A 19,253-nucleotide genomic window follows, 5' to 3' on the forward strand; every position below is an offset into this window, starting at 1 on the left:
GTTCATATCCATCTTGCTCTCTGGAGGATTTGGCTATGCGCACATGCGACCTCTCCCCTCTTTTCCGCTCCACTATCGGCTTCGATCGTCTTTTCGATCTTGCCGAAATGGCCAACCGGGCCGGTGGCGACGACAACTATCCTCCCTACAATATTGAGCAGCTGGCCGAGGACCGCTATCAGATTGCGCTTGCGGTCGCAGGCTTCGCACCTGACGCGATTTCGGTGACGGCCGAGCAGAACGTCCTCACGATCGAAGGCGACAAGCTCGAAAAGGCCGAGCGCGAATACCTATACCAGGGGATCTCGACCCGGAGGTTCAAGCGGCAGTTCAGCCTGGCCGACTACGTTCAGGTAAAGGGTGCTGCATTCGACAACGGGCTTCTCAAGATCGAGCTTGCGCGCGAGATTCCCGAGGCCATGAAGCCGCGGCGGATCGCGATCAATGCAGCGTCGACGAAGGCGCCCCGACAGCTCGAATCTGTTGCCTAACCGGCCTAGCCGTGTGTCGGCAATCCGGCACGCAGCCTTCACATCGATATCGTCTACAGAACGGAGGCAACCATGCGGCCGGCGACCGCGTATACGAATCTGGACGCTTTGAAGTCATTGATCCCAAACGAGCGACGGTTCGAACGTCCCCGGGATGTATTCTCGGATCCCCCACTGATCATGGCTGAGGGGCGAGCCATTCTGGCGTACCGAGCTTCCGAGGTCGCCGCCATTCCATCCAATCTTACCTTGTGCTCGTCGAAGGGACTGTTAGCGCCCCTTCGCGTCGACGCGATCCCGGCTGCACGTCGCAGTCTGGACGGCGATCTACGCCCACTGCCGGAAGGCAAGTCAGCCCGTCTGCGCTCGACGGCGCGTCCTGTTGCCGCATAGGAGGTTGCCATGACCGACATCACGCTGCCCAAGCAAGTCGTCGACAGGATTGAAGCCCGCTGGTCCTCAAGATACGGCCCGATGGAGAAGCGACACTCCAGATTGATCGATCAGCGGCTCGAGCAACTTCGAGCGCACCGTAACAACATCTGGCGTTATCGGCGGCTACTGAAAACCCGGCTCACCGAGTTGGAGCGTCAATTCATCGAAAGACGCCTCGCAGAGGAGCTCGAAGCCGTGCAACGCGTGGCGTCTGATGTACCCCCCATCGGTACATGCCTGATGTCAATCCCGGCCGCCAGAACATCAGGAGAAAGCCAGCCATGATCGACCTTCAAAAGAAACTTATTCGCGGCAGCGAGAAGATCATCGGCCACTACCAGTATCTGCTGGCTACCGCGACCTCGGAACGGGAGCGCGAGCGCTTTCGCCAACGCATCAACGAAGAGCAGTTGCTGCTGGACAAGCGTCGGCAGCCTGAGCAACCCGCTCGCGCAGCGTGACAGAAAGGATGACATGGCCGCATGGGTGAATTGAAGAGCTTGCCCCTGGACGAAGCCATCCGACTTCGCTGGATCTTGCGGGACATCAGAGCCAGGCGCTTTATCGTCAGCCCGCTCGATCCGGCCGATGTCCAGAAGCTCACTCAAATGGGCTACATCGAAATCCGTGACACGCTCCCCGTTCTGACAGCTGCGGGTATGGATGAGATTTGAATAATTTGACTCAGTGTTAGCCGATCCGCTGAGTCAAAGGGTCGCTGGAGGCTTAACAACCGTCCGCATGTTGGCGAACCAAAAAGGGACTGAGCAGGATCGGTGCGACAATGACTGCGAAGATCGTCATTTTCTGCGACCACGAGGATTCCCATGGCGCAGTGACTTTGACAACCTACATGGGCTCGGAGGATAAATGTCTATCTACCTGCATACGCAAATCCGGCAGATGAAGCCGACCGAGATCAGCCGCATCGTGACAGCCTACGAGCAAACTCTACGTGCTCTCTGCGTCAAGGATCGCGATGACCCACTCACGGAAATGATCGTGAAGACAATCATCAAGGTCGCACAGACCGATATCACTGATCCAGCAGAGATTTCGGCTCACGCGATCAAGCAATTGGAAATCCGCTAGCGGATGAGATGTCCAACCAAAGGATGCCCCACATGGTTCTTACCGGCGCTGGGGTCTCGACGAACAAGCGCTCCTTCATCTTTCTGGAAATTGTCGATGAAGATGCTCTTGAGGTGGAACGGCGCGCTCATTTCCAGCAACGCTCAGCGTTCGATATCCTTTGCAGAGCCGCAGCTGCGCCTTACAGGCAATATCCGGACTGCCTTTGGAAGACGGACGATCGCTTCAGCCTTCTCCTTCGCGATGCGAGGCGGAAAGCGATAGCTCCAGGCGGCCTTGATGAGCATGCGCCGAGCCTCGCTGTTGCCGGCTTTGGTGATGCCACCACACCGGATCCGCTGCTCCGAAGGCACCAGGCCGAGATACACAATCAAATGGCGAGCGCTCTCGACGCGAGCCAGATCGCCGATCGCGGCGACAAATGTTGCGGCTGAGATCAGATCAAGCCCATTACGAGGCGCCGGGCGCGACGACGGGCGGTTGAGCTGGCTGCGCTCAGGAGGCGCGACCATGCTTTGGCATGATGATCTTCTGCGAAGATGGCGAGATCAGGCAGCATGACAAATGCATAGCGAAAGCGTCATTAGGAGGGGAATGAGTATCTTTAATCGTTTGAGTATTTTCCAATGAAAACAATTATTTACGGGATAACGTGGGATATAGAAAGTCGCCGCTGCCCCTCGTATTTATTCCTCATCACCGCACAGCCCTGGGTATCTATCGGTGATGAGATCGCCGTCACCGCGCTCCCGCCTTCTTGCAACGGAAAGGAGTGCGCTATGGTCATCAAGCGTCGCCATCGAACGAAACATACCAAGACATTCGAAGAGAGATTGGCTGAGGAGGCTGCTCGCTTCAGGGAAGCTGCCTCGCAACTCCCGCCGTGCGCACAGCGCGAGCTCTATCTTCGTCGAGCCCGTCAGGCTGAAACGGCGGCCCATATCAACGATTGGCTGACGTCGCCCGGCCTGCAGCCGCCTACGATCGAAAAATTGCACGTCGTCCGGAAGCTGAAGCCGAATCGAGAAGGCGATCTAAATGGCCAAGGTTAAAGATCCCATGAACCTCTCGGAAAGGGCGAAGTCTCGCGCGATCAGGCGAACGATTGGCAGCAGAGGACTCGGTACGCAACAGCGAGGGTGGCGCAGGGTGCGACAAACCGAAGGACAAAAGCAGGCCGGACGAGTAGGTCCACTCGCCCTCCAGTCGCACATGCGATATTGATCTGAAAATCAGCTTGAGTGAATAGATGGGCCCGCCCGGCACTGCCGCGGCGGGTTCTGCTTTTGAAAAACAATCAAACGAAATTAAACGATGCCCGCGGCGAAAAGCGAGAAAGGCGCGGGTCGCAGGGCTGGCGTCCCGAACACAAACACCCAAGAGCTGCAGCAGAAGGTTGAGGCCTCTGGCCTTACGCCGCTGGAGTACATGCCCAGCGTCATGCGGGACGAAGTGTTGGACCGCGACACCCGGCTTGATGCTTCCAAATCGGCGGCGCTTTACGTTCACGCGCGATTGGCTGCTTTTGAGCACTCCGGCGCTCAACCAATCCGCCGCCATGCCTGACCCGGCGGTGCTCGGCCTGATCGCGCCCTTCGGGGTAGGGTCCCTTCTGCCTTGAGTGGAAAGCAACCGCGGAAGCGGCGCCATCCGTGGCCGCGACGGTATCGGCCTCTCTTCGGCTGGCTTAGTTTCAATTCGACTTTGCTGCGATCTGGCAATCAGGCCAGCTAGGACCAGGATGGAACCTGTAGCCATCATCACGCCGATGAGGGGCTTGGGGTGCCGATTGACAGCCGGCTCCTCTAACCGCTCGGATGCGGCCCCCGAGCGGCGGCTTTCCGTTGTAGTGCGAAAGAGAAGCCAACCACCGATTGACCACCGAAGCCCCGTGCACAACCTGCGAAGGTGGTCAGTCAGGATCCAGCTTCAATGTTTTCGTTGATTTTTTCGGTCGCTGATTGACGCAGGGCGCAGCGGGGTTTGCTCACAAGCAGTCATGATGCAGCTAATCTTCCTTCGGCTTCATCTCCCGGATTTGCGTGTGCAAGTAGATCGACATTTTTTCACCTCCCGAACCCAGACGGACCAAATTCACTATCTTATGGAAACCTTCTCGGTCGCCGAATAACGATACTCCGACGTCATCGCGGCATCCATCTAACGTTTCTCAGCGCCTTTGTTCTTGACGTGTGGCGGTTAGTATCCTCGCCTGCTTAGCTTTTCATCGCGGCGGTGCCCTGATCGCTGAGGTCATCTTTCGGATTTCAAATCTCACCCATGCCCGCCGCCGTCAGAACGGGGAGCATGTTATGTTTTCGACGTAGCCCATCTGGGTGAGATTCTGAACGTCAGCCGGACCGAGCGGGTTGACGATAAAGCGCCTGGCTCTGATGTCCCGCAAGACCCAGCGAAGTCGGATGGCTTCGTCCAGGGGCAAGCTCTTCAATTCACCCATGCGGCCATGTCATCCGTTCTGTCACGTTGCGCGAGCGGGTTGCTCAGGCTGCCGACGCTTGTCCAGCAGCAGTTGCTCTTCGTTGATGCGTTGGTGAAAGCGCTCGCGCTCCCGTTCCGAGGTCGCGGTAGCCAGGAGATACTGGTATTGGTCGATGATCTTCTCGCTGCCGCGAATAAGTGTCATTTGAAGGTCGATCATGGATGGCCTTTTCCCGATGTTCTGGCCGTCGGGATAGACGTCAGACACGTACCGATGGGGGGTACGTCAGACGCCACGCGTTGCACGGCTTCGAGCTCCGCGCCGATGCGCCTTTCGATGAACTGACGCTCCAAGTCGGAAAGCTGCGTTTTCAGGAGCCACCGATAATGCCGGATGTTGGTGCGGTGCGCTCGGAGTTGCTCGAGCCGCCGGTCGATCAATCTGGAGTATGGCTTCTCCATCGGGCCATACCTTCAGACTGCCGGGCTTCAGCCAGGTTATCGAGGAACATCGCGGTCCCCCCAATTGTTATCTAAGCATCATCGGCAACTATCAATTGGGCGCCGGTGGCTGAGAGTGTCGTGCTCCCGATCATCCGCCGGCGAAGCAGGCATTTCACCGCCGGCGCTACGCTCATTTCCTCCAATGCGGGAAGAACGCCGATGACTTCAAACATCGCGACTAGCCTGATCACAAAGTTAACTGCCTCCAACCGGCTCGACAGCGATGATATTCAGGCACTTCAGCAGCTTCCGATCCAGGAACGCCAAGTCCCGGCTCAGCACATTATTGTCGCCGATGGCAGCCGACCAAAGGAGTCTTGCCTGCTTGCCGAAGGATTTGCGTACCGTGCAAAAATCACGCAGGACGGCAAGCGGCAAGTCCTCTCGTTGCACATTCCCGGCGAAATACCGGATCTGCAGAGCCTCTACCTCAACGTCATGGATCACGATTTCACGACGCTGACACCCTGCACGCTTGGCTTCATCCCTCATGAAGCGATCAAGGCCTTGTGCAAGCAGCGCCCGAATGTGACAGGTGCGCTTTGGCGCGAAACGCTCATTGACGCGGCGATTTTTAGGGAATGGATCGTCAATGTCGGCCGCAGGTCCGCGGACGAGCGTATGGCCCACCTTTTCGCCGAAATTCATCGTCGATTGAGGGCTGTCGGTCGAACGAGCGACGGTGATTTCAACTTCCCTATTACGCAATCCGATCTTGGAGATTGTCTCGGACTTTCGACGGTCCACGTCAACCGCACGCTGCAGGAACTGCGGCAAGAAGGTATCATGCAAGTCGAGCGGCCACACTACCGCATTCTGGACCACGATAAATTGGAGGAATTGGCCGGATTCGATCCGGCCTATCTTCACTTGGAGCCGACTGGCTAGCTCGAAGGGGAGACGATGCGCTTGGCGGTGACGTCGATCTGAAAGATTGCGTTTTCCTCTCGCTTGACCACGATCGACCGACGATTGGATTTGTCGGGATCCAGATTGGACTCGGCATCGCGAACCGTCATCACGGCCTTCTGCCAGGCCACCTCGTCGTTCAGCAGCTCCTCGCCATCGGGATCATCAAACGGACGGTCATTCGAAATGTAGAAGGAGCGTAGCCGGCAACTCGTCGTCGAACTAGAGGGGTCTATCTCACTTTCATATTTAGCCGAGTGTGCTCTAGGTTTTGTACAAGCCACACGGCCGGTCCGAGCGGGCCGCAGCCGCCGCATAGTACCGGGGAAAATAGCAACCGATAGAACGATTCGGTTACCTGATCCGGGGAGCCAAATGCGCTCCGCTAGTGTTACTACAAGGCGCGCCCTGTCATGCCCCAGCGCTGAGCAATTGTCGCGGAAACCGTAGGCGTCCGGTCTCGACTATCGTCGCCACCGATCTAAGCTAGCTCAGCCTCGTGATGTGATCTCGCGGTCGACTAAGAGGACGGAGCCGCCAAGCCCGACCGTACCCGGATTGGCGGTTCTCTTTTGCACCGAATGCAACATTAACAGGCAGGTCGCGGCGGTGAGCCTGAGCCTTTGTCGCAATTTATCTGCCGAACGCGCGACCTAGCAGCCTCGGTTTAACGCAAAAGCCCGGCCGTCAACTAGGACGGCCTGGCGAAAGTGATACGAGCTCGATGAACGCTGCGGATATGCTGCGGCGCGGTAGGGCGGTGGGTACCTTGATTGGAGGGTGTTTAGCCGCCGGACTGAGGCACGAAAGCATTCACGTATGCCGCTATTCGCGCCGCCGGTGACGGTCGTATTGTCAAAGGTTACCGAGCTGACGGAATGGAGGCGGCCAAGCCGGCACCAGCGGTACAATCGCAATTGCAGCGAGATGATCGGTGCTCATGGCGATGTCCTTGCATCGCCCCCATCAATTGGTCTTCGAGCGCGAGCTATTCCCTATAGGCGCCAGGCCTACCCGCCACTTTGCAAGATCAATGCGTCGGATATGGGCGTACTAGGTTCCTCATTCCATTCGTGATGAAAATTGGGGAACGAAGACGCCCCGCCAGAAAGCAGCAGGCCCCATAAGCGCGTTTCACATGTGCTAATGACGCGGTGCCCGCATGATAGAAAACTCGTCTTCGAGCGTGGCGCTCATATGGCGTGGGCTACCGCTCGACCCAGCGTAAATCGATCGCAGCTTCAGATTACATTTAGGATAGTTGCGTACCCATGAACGAGTTTTTTGACTGCAGCAAACGCGCTTTAAACATCCTCTCCGAACTTCATGCTTCCGAAAAAGAGTTGGTGGGCAAGGGGGTCGTCTTGTCCGATGGGAAAGCCGGCACAATTGAGCACGTATTTGTAGATGACGTCCATGGGCTCCGCATTGCAATTGCGGGACATGAAGGTCGATGGCCAATAGCGATGGTCAAGCAATTGGAAGGGGATCTCTCAAGAAAGCCAATCGCCAAAACCAAATTACGGCGCGAGATTCACGAAGGTTAATGACTCCGCTGCTGCACACTGCGACGATCGGCTTCCTACGAGCGGGCTTAAAACCATGGAACGCATGAATGGAGTGGAGCGGACATTTGCGTCTGTTACTGCGCTGAGTGTCTTGGTTCTCGTCGCTAGCCTGACCGCATATGCGTTTAGCTAGTGGAGCCAGAAAAGTAGCGGCATCCGAACAATAGGGCAGATAACTTTCATTTCGTATTGTTTCAGCCTTGGAAACAGGCTCGCTGCTTCTCGGCGGACAGCGGTCCTCGATCTGGCCTGGCCCCAGCATGATCCGGATGCTGGGGCCATCTTTTTTGTGCTGCCTAACAGGACGCGCCCCCAGCACAGGCCGATTGCGCCCAAAGCCTTCTGGCCGTCCTTTTCATAGGAGCGGGCCTGACGAAGTTGGGTTACTCTCAAGCCAGGCGCTGATCCCGCCCCACAACGTCTGACGCCGCAGTATGTAAGCAAAGCGCGGCCTCAGCGATTCCTACCGCGCTGAGGCCGTTTTACTTTCAGGAACAAGTGGCAATTTGTGGAGTTGCAAGGGAGGTTGCTCTCAGGAGGTGGGACGGGCATCGGGCTCAGTGCTCTCCCGGGGCATTGGGCAGTTCGCTTTCGTGAAGGCAAGCTATGACAGAAGAGCGCCGAGACTGGACTCTGATCGTCGGATTTCTCAGTATTGCGGCTCAGCGCCATGCTTGATTAGCCGGACCCAGGTTGAACGGCTCCGAAATGCCTGTGTCGTCTTTCGCGGCCGGCTCAAACGAGAACTGCGGTTCTGGACGTCAATGTTACTCGGATTTTCGCCGCTCTGGATCGTTGGCGGGGCTGCTGATTTTCTTTAGGTGGTAACTGTCCCGCGAGATGCAGCAAATTGCCTAGATCACGGATGCAAAAGAGAAAGCAGACATTGTCGACGCTGTTCGCGGTCAAGTTGAGCTTTTCGCATCATCTCGAACTGAGCTTGAGCCTTGATGGTGCTTTCGTTTGACCGCTTCAACTCGATCAGCAACGCCTCCTGCTCCGCGAGCCGTTTTTCTCCCTCCACAACATCACGTTCAATCTGCCGCAACTCGTCCATGATCGAGTCTTTGTACATCTTAGTCCATCGCACCTGTGCAGTTGCAGCCGTGTGAGCTTAATCATTTCCAAGAGCTAGCCGTTCCTTGAATTCGACCTTGCGCTGCAGGATTTTTCGGCAGGCCATGGCGGGAATAAGTTGCAATAGGAACGGCAGGATGAAGCGGCGGTTTTACTCTGCCGGCGTCGAACGCTACCGTCGCCGGCGACGACCAAAGCGGAGACTTGGCTTCAGCGCCTTCGGCTGAAGCCATTTTTTTTGGAATAGATGGCAATTCCCGAGACAGGGGGCTCGCGTAATTGTCGACAAGGGTGGCTCTGCGACAGGCCGGTTCCGTTGTTCGACAAGGCTCAGTTCGAATTTCGCTGATCCAAGGGCCGCGCTCGCTCTCGAGTATTGCCTGCGCTCGTTCAAAATGATCCCAGCGCGACGAAGCGGCGGCTCATCTGGCCGAGTGGCTGATGTCCCCAAGCTCTGCGGGCGCCAATATAGGCCGCCCATGATCAACCAGCCTCACTTCGACCCCTATTCGAAGGCAGCGCGCATCTTTCGACACACGCCCTCGTAGCCGAGCTTGCAGGCATCGGTGAACATCTTCGGGCCGTCGACCCCTTTGCGGAAAGACATTCCATGCAATCGGAATGAGCCGGGAAACCCCAGACTAGCCTTTGACCGCCGACCAGTCTGCAACTGGCCCTGGCTGTGTGAAAACATAGTGCCGCTGTTATGATTCTCCCGTGATTCTGAGGGGGAATCGATGAGGCGCTTCGTTGAGGGGGCGGATCGTGGGCAACGGACGCTGCTGCCTGAATGCCTCGATGATTTCATTGACGAGAACAACCCTGTTCGCGCGATCGACGAGTTTGTCGATGCGCTTGATCTGGCCGAGATGTGCTTCGGTGGAGTTACGCCGGCAGCGACTGGCCGGCCGTCGTATCACCCCTCGGTTCTCCTGAAGCTTTACATCTACGGCTATCTGAACCGGGTGCAGTCAAGCCGGCGGCTGGAACGAGAGGCCGGACGCAACATCGAGGTGATGTGGCTGCTGGGTCGGCTTGCTCCCGATCACAAGACGATAGCGGACTTCCGCAAGGACAACAGCCTGGGGCTGGGTAAGGTCTGTGCGCGCTTTGTCGAGCTCTGCCGCGGGATGGGTCTTCTCATGGCGGCGAGCGTCGCCATCGATGGGAGCAAGTTCAAGGCCGTGAACAACCGGGACAGGAACTTCACGCGCGCGAAGGTGGAGCGGCGACGTGCTCAGTTGGAGGAGAGCGTCGCGCGCTATCTGAGCCAACTTGACACGGCCGATCGACAGGAGCCGAGCGAGGCGCTGGCGGCGAAGGTGACGAGGCTTACCGAGAAGCTGACGAAGCTGAAGGGGGAGATGGGCAAGCTTGCTGCCTACGAGAAGCAGATGCTTGCTTCGCCGGATCAGCAAATCTCCCTGACAGATCCGGATAGCCGTTCGATGGCAACTAGTGGCCGCGGATCCGGCGTTGTCGGCTACAATGTCCAAGTCGCAGTCGACACCGACCATCACCTGATCATCGCGCATGAGGTGACGAACAGCGGCTCAGATCGGGCACAACTTGCCAATATGGCCAGGCAGGCGAAGGCTGTTCTGAAGACTGAGACGCTCGAGGCCGTTGCCGATCGCGGCTACTTCAGCAGCCCGGAGATCCTCGCCTGCCACGAGGCCGGCATCACGGTAACTCTGCCCAAGCCGATGACTTCGGGCGCCAAGTCGGACGGACGCTTCGGTAAGCAGGACTTTGTCTATTTACCGGAGGAAGACGCCTATCGTTGTCCGGCCGGGGAGCGATTGCCGTATCGCTATACAAACGAAGAAGCCGACAAGACGCTGCGGCGCTACTGGACCAACGCCTGCAAGAATTGTTTGATCAAACCCCAGTGCACGCCCGGGTCAGAGCGACGGATCACGCGATGGGAGCACGAGGATCTGCTCGACGCTGTGCAGCAGCGGCTCGATGCGAACCCGCTTGCTATGCGCCTTCGTCGCGAGACTGTCGAGCATCCGTTCGGCACGATGAAGGCACGCATGGGAGCGACGCACTTCCTGACCAAAACTCTCCCAAAGGTAGCCGCCGAGATGGCCCTCTCGGTCCTGGCCTATAATCTGACCCGAGCAATGAATATCCTCGGGATCAGGCCGCTGATCGCCGCGATCGCGGCCTGACGCTGGCCCAGTTTTGGCTTCAAGATTGACTGCCCTGCAAGGCCGTTTTTACACGGCCAAGGCCCATAGCTGAAGTCTGAATGACCTTCGAGAAGGTCGGCTCTCCGAAGTGAACCGGAAGCCCCTGGGTTCGGTCGCGATCGAAGGCCTGACCCAAAGCGGAAATAAGATGCGTTGCCTATACGGGGTAACGCCATTTCAACGCGCGGCGCAGGAAAAGCAAAGCCACAATGATGGCGAGGGCGGCCCACCACAGAGAAGCCGGAACTGGCGATTGTTGATTGTGAGTGTGGGCAATGTAGAGCACCAAGCCCAACAGGACGGCGACGAGCGCGTTCGAGACCCAATACAAAGGCGAGCGTAGAATTCCCGTTGCTGCGAGTTCGGCAGTCCGTTCGCGTGCTCGTGCTACGCGCCAATAACAAAAGCCGACGAAAGCCAGGGTAGCGATCCATTCCATTCCCAAGCTAGTCGCACGCGATTCTCTAAATAGTCTTAGTCAAACGCCTCAAATTGGCTTCGCCTTTTGGCCCTTAGCCGACATGACCAAGTGCGCCTCGCGTGTCCGCACCCGAGGCTGATGCGGACATTCGCCGGCAGGCGGATTGATGGCCACACGCCCCGGATCGAGGTGCGTGCCGATACCCACTTTGCAAACAACAAAAAAGCCGGCGTTGCCGCCGGCTTTCGTGTCTATTGGCTCACTGCTGCGCGATCAGTGCGCGGCTTCGAGAGCGGCGGCTTCCTGCCGGGCGATCGTGCCCTTGACGGCCGACTGCACCTTCTCGAACGCGCGGACCTCGATCTGCCGCACGCGCTCGCGCGACACGCCGAACTCGGCGGCGAGGTCTTCCAGCGTCATCGGCTCGTCCGCCAGACGCCGCGCCTCGAAGATGCGGCGTTCGCGCGGGTTGAGCACGCCGATCGCACCGTTCAAAGCCTGGCGGCGATGATCGAACTCCTCGCTCTCGGCCATCAGGGCTTCGGCGTTGGGCGAGTTGTCGACCAGCCAGTCCTGCCATTCGCCGGCTTCGCCGTCGTCGCGGATCGGGGCGTTGAGCGACGCGTCACCGCCGAGGCGGCGGTTCATGTCGATCACGTCCTGATCGGTCACGCCGAGGCGCTTGGCAATCAGCTTGACCTGGTCGGGGTGGAGATCACCCTCTTCCAGGGCGGAGATCTTGCTCTTCGCCTTGCGCAGATTGAAGAAGAGCTTCTTCTGGTTCGCGGTGGTGCCCATCTTCACGAGCGACCAGGAACGCAGAATGTACTCTTGTATTGACGCCTTGATCCACCACATGGCGTAAGTGGCGAGACGGAAGCCCTTCTCGGGCTCGAATCGCTTCACCGCCTGCATCAGGCCGACATTGCCTTCCGAGACGACCTCGGAGATCGGCAAGCCGTAGCCGCGATAGCCCATGGCGATCTTGGCCACGAGCCTGAGATGGCTGGTGACGAGCTTATGCGCCGCGTCGCGATCGTCATGCTCGCGCCAACGCTTGGCGAGCATGTACTCCTGCTGGGGTTCCAGCATCGGGAACTTGCGGATCTCGGCGAGGTATCGAGAGAGGCCGGATTCTCCATTGAGGACCGGCAACGTAGCTGTACGGGCCATTTGAGCGCCCTCCAGTGGTTCAGGCCCCCGATAGCGGCGGGCCCGGCAGGTGGCCGCTGGGTTAAAGCCGGCCATGCTGCGATGTTCCGCGCTGGATATTCAGCGCAGGTGCAACATACACCAAACTGTCCGTGATAGGGAAGGATTGCTGACGTCACGTCCCCGTGTGGCAGGTATAACCTGTTGTCATAACGCGGCTTTTCCGGGAGGGGTGCGTCATACCGCCGCTTCCAGCGCCCGTTGCAGAAGAAGCAAATCCTCCGGCAAAGGCGCCTCCCAGTGCAAAAGTTCTCCGGTCCGGGGGTGCTCCAATGCCAGCAGATAGGCGTGCAGGGCCTGCCGGCCGAGCGCGGTGAGTGTGTCCTTACCTTCCGCGCCGAGCTGCCCGGCCTTGGTCTTGAAGTGGGCGCCGTAGACGCTGTCGCCGAGCAGGGGATGGCCGAGATGGGCGAGGTGCACCCGTATCTGATGGGTCCGCCCGGTCTCGAGCCGGCACGCCAGCAGCGAGGCGACCGGCTTGCCGTCGCGGCCGGCAAAGCTCGAGAGCACCTCGAAATGGGTGATCGCCTCGCGGCCGCCCTGGCGCACCGCCATCTTCTCGCGGGCGTGCGGGTGGCGGTCGATCGGCGCGTCGATCGTGCCGTGGGGCCGGTTCGGCACGCCCCAGACGAATGCCATGTAGCCGCGCTCCATCGGGCCGGTGCGCCCATGGTCGGCGAACTGCGCGGTCAGCGACTGGTGAGCCTGGTCGTTCTTGGCGACCACCATCAGCCCCGTGGTGTCCTTGTCGAGGCGGTGCACGATGCCCGGCCGCTTGACCCCGCCGATGCCGGACAGGCTCGAGCCGCAATGCGCGATCAGCGCGTTGACCAGCGTTCCGCTGGCGTGGCCGGCGGCGGGATGCACGACGAGGCCCCTCGGCTTGTCGATGACGATGATGTCGTCGTCCTCGAACACGATATCGAGCGCGATGTCTTCGCCTTGGGGTTCGGCGGGCGCGGCCTCCGGCACGTCGATTATGATCGTATCGCCCTTGGCGACATGATAAGCGGGGTCGCGGACGACGGCGTCCTTGACGGTCACGGAACCGGCGAGGATCAGCGCCTTCAGCCGGGACCGCGACAGCGCGGGACTGCGCTGCGCGAGCACGCGGTCAAGCCGGGCCGAACCCTCGTCGCCGGCGACGACGACCTCCAGCTTCCGACCGCCATTCGAAGAGACTTGTTGCGAAGACACTTGCAAAGATAGAGCCTTGTGATGACCGACACCGCTGTGACCGAACCGACCCCCGACCAGGCCGCGCTGATCGCGCGGGTGCGGCGCATGATGCTGATCGCGGGCCTGACCTCGGCACTGGCCGTGGCCGTCGTATTGATTGCCATCGGCTACCGCCTTTATCGCAGCGAGGGAAGCCCCGTTTCCGTTTCCGACGTCACTGCTGCGCTGCCGAAAGGCGCGCGCATCGTCGCCACCGGTGTCGCCGGCGAGCGATTGATCCTCACGCTTGATGTGGGCGGTGCAACAGAGATCCGCACATTTGATGCAAAGACGTTGAAACCTGTCGGCAGGCTGAGCTTCGTCAACGAACCCTGATCGCAGCAATCGCGAAGCTGCGCCGTCGATCAACCGAAAGCTGCAGCGTATTTTTTGCGCATGCGTTCGTGCATCGAGAAGGTGTGCCGCCATCTTTTCGGCCGAGTTGCACGTTCAGCTTGCGCCATGTCGCGATCCAACCCGAGCGCTTCCATCGAACAGTCTGGTGAGTCCGATGCGTCGGGCTCGTGCGCCGACCCGACGCGCCGCGCGGTGTTGACCGCGCTCGCGAGCTGCGCCTGCCTCGCCGCGATCGAGCCTGCGGCCGCCGACGATGACGAACAGCCCGGCGCCAATGAGCGGCCGCAAAAAGCCGATCGGCTCGTGCGCGCCGAAGGCGACAAGGCGGGCCAGGTCATCAAGTCGGAAGATCTGACCCTAGGCGGCCCGCCCATTCGCGCCTGGCCGCAGGACCCGAACACCTCGGTCGTCCGCAAGGGCTCGCGGCTGAACGAGGTCGTGCTGGTCAAGCTCGATCCGAGCGAGCTCGACGATGCCACGCGCGCCCGCGCCCCCGACGGCATCGTCTGCTACTCGGTCGTGTGCACGCATGCCGGATGTCCGATCACCGCCTGGTTGAAGGAAGAGCAGGGCGACAAGAACGTTCTGAAATGTCTCTGTCACAACTCCGAATACGATCCGCGGCAGAATGCGCAGGTCGTGTTCGGGCCGGCGCCACGTCGCCTCGCGGCATTGCCGCTGACGGTTGCCGACGGCGCGATCACGGTCGCAGCGCCATTCGTCGGAAAGGTGGGTGCTCAGCAGGGAGGATGAGGCCACATCGGGATTTCTGCATGACCTAAACTGAAAAAATCAAAACAGAGCAGGGAGGTAGCATCTCATGACAAGCAAGCAGTGGTTACTGTCGAGTTGTGTCGCATTCACGTGCCTCATTTCGACCTATGCCGTCGCGGGGCCGATCGAAAACTACAGTTCGGTGACCTCGGCGCGTCTCGAAAATCCCGAACCCGGCAACTGGATGCTGTATCGCCGGACCTATGACGGACAGGGGTATAGTCCGCTCAACCAGATCAACACCTCGAACGTCAAGGACCTCAAGCCGGTCTGGACCTTCTCGACCGGCGTCATCGAGGGCCATGAGGCGCCGCCGATCGTCAACAATGGCGTGATGTTCGCCGCGACCCCGATGGGGCAGGTGATCGCGCTCAACGCCAAGACCGGCGAGGAGTACTGGCGCTACAAGCGGCAGCTTCCCGACGATCTGTTCCAGCTGCACCCGACCAGCCGTGGCGTCGGCCTGTGGCAGGACAAGGTCTACTTCGCCACCACCGACGACCATGTCGTCGCGCTCGACGCCAAGACCGGCAAGGTGGTCTGGGACACCAAGGTCCAGGACTACAAGAAGGGCCAGTATCTGACGCTGATGCCGCTGGTGATCGACGGCAAGGTGATCGTCGGCGGCTCCGGCGGCGAGTTCGGCGTGCGCGGCTATGTCGTCGCCTACGATGCCGAGAGCGGCAAGGAGCTCTGGCGCACCTTCACCATCCCCGGCGAAGGCGAGCCCGGGCACGAGACCTGGAGCGGCGACGACTGGAAGTCGGGCGGCGGGTCGGCCTGGATGACCGGCACCTACGACAAGGACAACAAGACGATCCTCTGGGGCGTCGGCAACGCTGCGCCGTGGCCGGGCTCGGCTCACGCCGGCGACAACCTCTACACCAGCTCGGTGATCGGCCTCGATCCCGAGACGGGCAAGATCAAGAAGCACTTCCAGTATCACCAGAACGATTCCTGGGACTGGGACGAGGTCGACGCGCCGATGCTGGTCGACCTGCAGCGTGACGGACGTACGTTCAAGAGTCTGATCCACCCGGGACGCGACGCGATCTTCTGGGTGCTCGAGAACAAGCCCGACAAGATCAATTACGTGTCCGGCTGGCCGTTCGTGAAGACCAATGTCTGGAAGGGCATCGAGGCCGAGACCGGCCGGCCGATCGTCGATCCCGAGCACAAGCCGGTGATCGGCAAGCGGGTCGAGTTCTGCCCGTCGCTGTGGGGCGGCAAGGATTGGCCGTCGGCGGCGTACAGCCAGAGCACCAAGCTCGTCTACGTTCCCGCCAACGAGAATTTCTGCGGCGGCTTCACGGGCGAGAAGCAGCCGCTGGTGCCCGGCCAGCTCTGGCTCGGCACCAAGCCGGAGGACATCGGACTGACGCCGGCACCGAACGCCGATCATTTCGGCGAGTTGCAGGCGTGGGATCCGGCCACCGGCAAGAAGGTCTGGCAGCACGACTTCAAGACCTCGCAGCTGTTCGGATCGGTGACGGCGACCGCGGGCGACCTGGTTCTCGCCGGCGGCACCAATGACCGGATGTTCCGCATCTTCAACGCCAAGACCGGCGAGCTGTTGTGGGAGCAGAAGACCAACTCCGGCATCATGGCGATGCCGATGTCCTATGAGGTCGACGGAACGCAATACATCGCGGTCCAGTCGGGCTGGGGCGTCGACGCGCAACGCATCCAGGATGCCCTGGCCGGCAAGGTCAAGGGCTTCGAGAACAACGTCCCGCAAGGCGGCGTGATCTGGGTGTTCGCGCTCGACAAGAAGTAAGCGCGCAATCAGGAGCGTGATCCGATTGAATCGGATCATGCTCCCAAGCTTTTGTCGGACTCAGCGACAGGGGGCGATGCGATCGGGAAGCGGCGGCTGGGGAGACCGCCGCTTCCCGGTCTGCGCTTGCTTTATTTGCCCTTGGTGTCGACCTTCCGCTTCTCGTCGTCGTTCATCTGCCTGATCGTGGGGTCGCGGCTGGCTTCGCCGGTGGTCTGACCGGTGGTCGACGGCGGGCCGCTGCTCGGAACTGACGTCTGGTCGGGCAGCACCTTGGCCGGGCGCGTCGCGGTCGCTTTCGGCGGCGAGTCCGACTGTGCGAGCGCAGCCTGTGTCGCAAAAAGAAAGACGCCCGCGGACAAGGCTGCCGCGAGCGTCCCGAATGTCTGAGGCGGGGTTCTCATCGATCTGCTCTCTCTAAAGCGCGATCGATGAGAACGGCCCGTCTCGCCTAACGTTCCAGCCTCACGTCTCCAGCTGCTTGCCGATCGGAAGGGCGCGGATGCGCTTTCCGGTCGCGGCAAAGATCGCGTTGATCAAGGCCGGCGCAAACGGCGGCACGCCGGGCTCGCCGACGCCGCTCGGCGGGGTGTCCGCGCCGGGCGGCACGATGTAGACGTTGGTGATTATCGGTGACTCGTCCATCCGGATCACCGGGAAGTCGTCGAAATTGCCCTGCTGCACCTTGCCGTCCTTGAAGCTGATCTCGCCGTATTTGGCCAGACTCAGCCCCATGATCGCAGCGCCCTCGATCTGCGAGTGGATCCGCTCCGGATTGACGTAAGTACCGCAATCGATAGCGGTATCGACCCGCGGCACCGAGAACTTGCCCTTGTCGTCGACCGCCACCTCGACGATGGTCGCGATGTAGCTGACGAACGAGCGATGCACCGCGATGCCGAGGCCGTGGCCCTTCGGCACCTTGCGGCCCCACTCGCCCTTTTCGGCGACCAGCTCGACCACCTTGCGTAAGCGCGCGGTGTCGATCGGGTAGCTGTCATAGGGCTCGCCGTAGTTCCAGGGATCCTTCACCGAGGACAGGTTGACGATCCGCGGACTTCCGATCAGCTCCAGCAGCATCTCCTTCTGGTCGCGGCCCGTCGCATGGGCGATTTCCCCGACCATGGATTGCACCGCGAAGGCGCGGGGGATGTTGGAGACCGAACGGAACCAGCCGATCCGCGTGAACGCGGCCGCTTCCGGATTCTCGCATTGCAGGTTGGCGATCTCGAACGGGTTGTCGATCAGGCCCATGCCGAGCTCGAACGGCGCCTCGTGATTGGCGCCGGCGGCGAAGGTCGAGGCGATGGTCGGCGCCACGCTGCGGTGCCGCCACGCAATCACCTTGCCGCTCTTGTCGAGACCGGCCTCGATCCGTTCCACCGATACCGTGTGCAGGAAGTCGTGATGGACGTCGTCCTCACGGGTCCACTGCACCTTGACCGGCGCGCCGAGCTCCTTCGACAGCAATGCCGCCTCGAGCGCGAAGTCGCATTTCGACTTGCGGCCGAAGCCGCCGCCGAGCAGCGTCACGTTGACGGTGACATTGTCCTCGGGGATGCCGAGCGTCTTGGCGACATCCTCGCGGGTGCCGCCGGGGCTCTGCACCGGCGCCCAGATCGTGGCCTTGTCGCCCTTGACGTCGGCAACCGCGACCGGCGGCTCCATGCTGACATGGGCGAGATGCGGCAGGTAATACTCGCCGGTTATCACCTTGTCGGCGCTCTTCAGGGCCGCATCGGCGTCGCCTTCCTTGCGCACCACGAGGCCGGGCTTGCGCGCGGCCTCTTCCAGCGAGGCACGATAGGTGACGGAGTCGTATTTGGCGTTGGCGCCGTCGTCCCAGACGATCTTCAGCGCGTCGCGGCCCTTGATCGCGGCTCCGGTGTTGCGCGCGATCACGGCCACGCCGCCGAGCGGCTGGAACTTGGACGGCCACGGCCAGCCCTTGACCTCCATCACCTTCTCGACGCCCGGCACCTTCTTGGCCGCGCTGTCGTCGAACGATTTGAGCTTGCCGCCGGTGACCGGCGGACGCGCGATCACGGCGTATTTCAGGCCGGGTAGCCGGACATCGGCGCCGTAATGCGCCTTGCCGGTGGTGATGTCGTGCAGGTCGACGATCGAGACCTGGCCCTTGCCGAGATAGCGGAAGTCCTTGGGGTCCTTCAGCTTGAGGCCCTCGACGCTCGGTACCGATTCTTTCGCGGCGTCGGCCGCGAGTTCGCCGAAGCCAGCCTTGCGGCCGCTCGCGCTGTGCACCACCTCGTGGTTCTGCGCCTTCACCTCGGTCACCGGCACGCCCCATTTCTTGGCGGCGGCGGCTTCCAGCATCGAGCGCGCCGAGGCGCCGATCTGGCGCATCGGGATCAGATAATGCCGCGTGCTGCGCGAGCCGTCGGTGTCCTGGTTGCCGAACTTGACCTCGTCGCCATGCGCCTGCTGGACATGGACGCGCGACCAGTCGGCCTCCATTTCCTCGGCGACGATCAAGGGCAGGCTGGTGCGCACGCCGGTGCCCATCTCGGAGCGGTGCGCCAGGATGGTGACGATGCCGTCGGGGGCGATCGCGACGAACACGCGCGGATCGACCACGACGCCGTGCGGCATCTTGCCGGCGCCGGTCTCATAGGCGAACGCCTGGCGCGTCATCACAGGCGCGGCGAGCACGAAAGAGCCGGCGATGCCGAGCCCCTTGAGGATGCTGCGGCGCGAAACGTTCTCGACCTTCACGTGCTTCTCGAAGCCGCGAAGCTTGCTGGGATTGGTGCGGATATTCAT

Annotated in this window: 21 protein-coding genes; 14 read left to right on the forward strand and 7 right to left on the reverse strand. The window is 60.6% G+C overall.

The window, feature by feature from the left end; all coding sequences use genetic code 11:
• Nucleotides 1-35: 35 nt before the first annotated feature.
• The 8 genes from QJT82_RS02445 to QJT82_RS02480 all read left to right on the forward strand — a co-directional run bounded on the left by QJT82_RS02445 (nt 36) and on the right by QJT82_RS02480 (nt 3,584).
• Entirely contained in the window at nt 36-491 is a 456-nt protein-coding gene (locus QJT82_RS02445) for an Hsp20 family protein (RefSeq protein ID WP_028344369.1), read from the forward strand.
• A 402-nt stretch (nt 492-893) separates the two neighbouring features.
• On the forward strand, nt 894-1,211 hold the full coding sequence (locus tag QJT82_RS02450; protein ID WP_035633536.1) for a hypothetical protein: 318 nt from the start codon (nt 894-896) through the stop codon (nt 1,209-1,211).
• The gene (locus tag QJT82_RS02455; protein ID WP_028344371.1) at nt 1,208-1,387 is read left to right on the forward strand and encodes a hypothetical protein; all 180 of its coding nucleotides are present in this window, start codon (nt 1,208-1,210) and stop codon (nt 1,385-1,387) included. Before QJT82_RS02450 ends, QJT82_RS02455 begins: the two co-directional genes overlap by 4 nt.
• A gap of 21 nt (nt 1,388-1,408) precedes the next feature.
• Nucleotides 1,409-1,600, forward strand: coding sequence for a hypothetical protein (locus QJT82_RS02460; RefSeq protein WP_028344372.1), 192 nt, complete (start codon nt 1,409-1,411; stop codon nt 1,598-1,600).
• A gap of 196 nt (nt 1,601-1,796) precedes the next feature.
• Nucleotides 1,797-2,018 (forward strand): hypothetical protein, encoded by a 222-nt coding sequence (locus tag QJT82_RS02465; protein ID WP_028344373.1) that lies wholly within the window; start codon nt 1,797-1,799, stop codon nt 2,016-2,018.
• Nucleotides 2,019-2,050: 32 nt separating this feature from the next.
• A complete protein-coding gene (locus tag QJT82_RS02470) occupies nt 2,051-2,452 on the forward strand; it encodes a hypothetical protein (protein WP_245288916.1) in 402 nt (133 codons plus the stop codon).
• 192 nt (nt 2,453-2,644) lie between these two features.
• Complete coding sequence (locus tag QJT82_RS45585; RefSeq protein ID WP_035633542.1) at nt 2,645-3,070, forward strand: hypothetical protein; 426 nt, start codon at nt 2,645-2,647, stop codon at nt 3,068-3,070.
• 262 nt (nt 3,071-3,332) lie between these two features.
• A complete protein-coding gene (locus QJT82_RS02480; protein WP_028344374.1) occupies nt 3,333-3,584 on the forward strand; it encodes a hypothetical protein in 252 nt (83 codons plus the stop codon).
• A gap of 913 nt (nt 3,585-4,497) precedes the next feature.
• On the opposite strand, the gene QJT82_RS02485 is transcribed toward QJT82_RS02480, so the two are convergent.
• Nucleotides 4,498-4,677, reverse strand: coding sequence for a hypothetical protein (locus tag QJT82_RS02485; RefSeq protein ID WP_028344375.1), 180 nt, complete (start codon nt 4,675-4,677; stop codon nt 4,498-4,500).
• A 443-nt stretch (nt 4,678-5,120) separates the two neighbouring features.
• Between QJT82_RS02485 and QJT82_RS02490 the strand changes: the two genes are divergently transcribed.
• Nucleotides 5,121-5,849 carry a Crp/Fnr family transcriptional regulator gene (locus tag QJT82_RS02490; RefSeq protein WP_016844137.1) on the forward strand — a complete coding sequence of 243 codons (729 nt, stop codon included), beginning with the start codon at nt 5,121-5,123 and terminating at the stop codon, nt 5,847-5,849.
• Here the strand turns inward: QJT82_RS02490 and QJT82_RS02495 are convergent.
• Nucleotides 5,846-6,154 (reverse strand): hypothetical protein, encoded by a 309-nt coding sequence (locus QJT82_RS02495; RefSeq protein WP_155258799.1) that lies wholly within the window; start codon nt 6,152-6,154, stop codon nt 5,846-5,848. The two genes, QJT82_RS02490 and QJT82_RS02495, sit on opposite strands and share 4 nt — an antisense overlap.
• 987 nt (nt 6,155-7,141) lie before the next feature.
• On the opposite strand from QJT82_RS02495, the gene QJT82_RS02500 reads away from it, so the two are divergent.
• Nucleotides 7,142-7,417: a photosystem reaction center subunit H gene (locus QJT82_RS02500; protein WP_075969240.1), complete on the forward strand. Its 276-nt coding sequence runs from the start codon at nt 7,142-7,144 to the stop codon at nt 7,415-7,417.
• 880 nt (nt 7,418-8,297) lie between these two features.
• On the opposite strand, the gene QJT82_RS02505 is transcribed toward QJT82_RS02500, so the two are convergent.
• On the reverse strand, nt 8,298-8,513 hold the full coding sequence (locus QJT82_RS02505) for a hypothetical protein (RefSeq protein ID WP_018271007.1): 216 nt from the start codon (nt 8,511-8,513) through the stop codon (nt 8,298-8,300).
• A gap of 739 nt (nt 8,514-9,252) precedes the next feature.
• Here QJT82_RS02505 and QJT82_RS02510 point away from each other — a divergent pair.
• Complete coding sequence (locus QJT82_RS02510) at nt 9,253-10,692, forward strand: IS1182 family transposase (protein ID WP_259242495.1); 1,440 nt, start codon at nt 9,253-9,255, stop codon at nt 10,690-10,692.
• A 715-nt stretch (nt 10,693-11,407) separates the two neighbouring features.
• On the opposite strand, the gene rpoH is transcribed toward QJT82_RS02510, so the two are convergent.
• Nucleotides 11,408-12,307: an RNA polymerase sigma factor RpoH gene (gene rpoH / locus QJT82_RS02515; RefSeq protein WP_028343435.1), complete on the reverse strand. Its 900-nt coding sequence runs from the start codon at nt 12,305-12,307 to the stop codon at nt 11,408-11,410.
• A 216-nt stretch (nt 12,308-12,523) separates the two neighbouring features.
• The gene (locus QJT82_RS02520) at nt 12,524-13,543 is read right to left on the reverse strand and encodes an RluA family pseudouridine synthase (RefSeq protein WP_245288852.1); all 1,020 of its coding nucleotides are present in this window, start codon (nt 13,541-13,543) and stop codon (nt 12,524-12,526) included.
• Between the two features lie 21 nt (nt 13,544-13,564).
• On the opposite strand from QJT82_RS02520, the gene QJT82_RS02525 reads away from it, so the two are divergent.
• From QJT82_RS02525 to QJT82_RS02535, 3 genes are all read left to right on the forward strand, one after another.
• The gene (locus tag QJT82_RS02525; RefSeq protein WP_018269854.1) at nt 13,565-13,900 is read left to right on the forward strand and encodes a hypothetical protein; all 336 of its coding nucleotides are present in this window, start codon (nt 13,565-13,567) and stop codon (nt 13,898-13,900) included.
• 126 nt (nt 13,901-14,026) lie between these two features.
• Nucleotides 14,027-14,674: a Rieske 2Fe-2S domain-containing protein gene (locus tag QJT82_RS02530; protein WP_028343437.1), complete on the forward strand. Its 648-nt coding sequence runs from the start codon at nt 14,027-14,029 to the stop codon at nt 14,672-14,674.
• A gap of 67 nt (nt 14,675-14,741) precedes the next feature.
• Nucleotides 14,742-16,472 (forward strand): methanol/ethanol family PQQ-dependent dehydrogenase, encoded by a 1,731-nt coding sequence (locus QJT82_RS02535; protein WP_028343438.1) that lies wholly within the window; start codon nt 14,742-14,744, stop codon nt 16,470-16,472.
• A 131-nt stretch (nt 16,473-16,603) separates the two neighbouring features.
• On the opposite strand, the gene QJT82_RS02540 is transcribed toward QJT82_RS02535, so the two are convergent.
• Together QJT82_RS02540 and QJT82_RS02545 are read right to left on the reverse strand one after the other, a co-directional pair.
• Nucleotides 16,604-16,876, reverse strand: coding sequence for a hypothetical protein (locus QJT82_RS02540; RefSeq protein WP_028343439.1), 273 nt, complete (start codon nt 16,874-16,876; stop codon nt 16,604-16,606).
• A 61-nt stretch (nt 16,877-16,937) separates the two neighbouring features.
• Nucleotides 16,938-19,253, reverse strand: a complete 2,316-nt coding sequence (locus QJT82_RS02545; RefSeq protein WP_028343440.1) for a molybdopterin cofactor-binding domain-containing protein — start codon at nt 19,251-19,253, stop codon at nt 16,938-16,940.

This window comes from Bradyrhizobium sp. Mp19, from assembly GCF_029952935.1.
GTDB lineage: Bacteria > Pseudomonadota > Alphaproteobacteria > Rhizobiales > Xanthobacteraceae > Bradyrhizobium > Bradyrhizobium elkanii.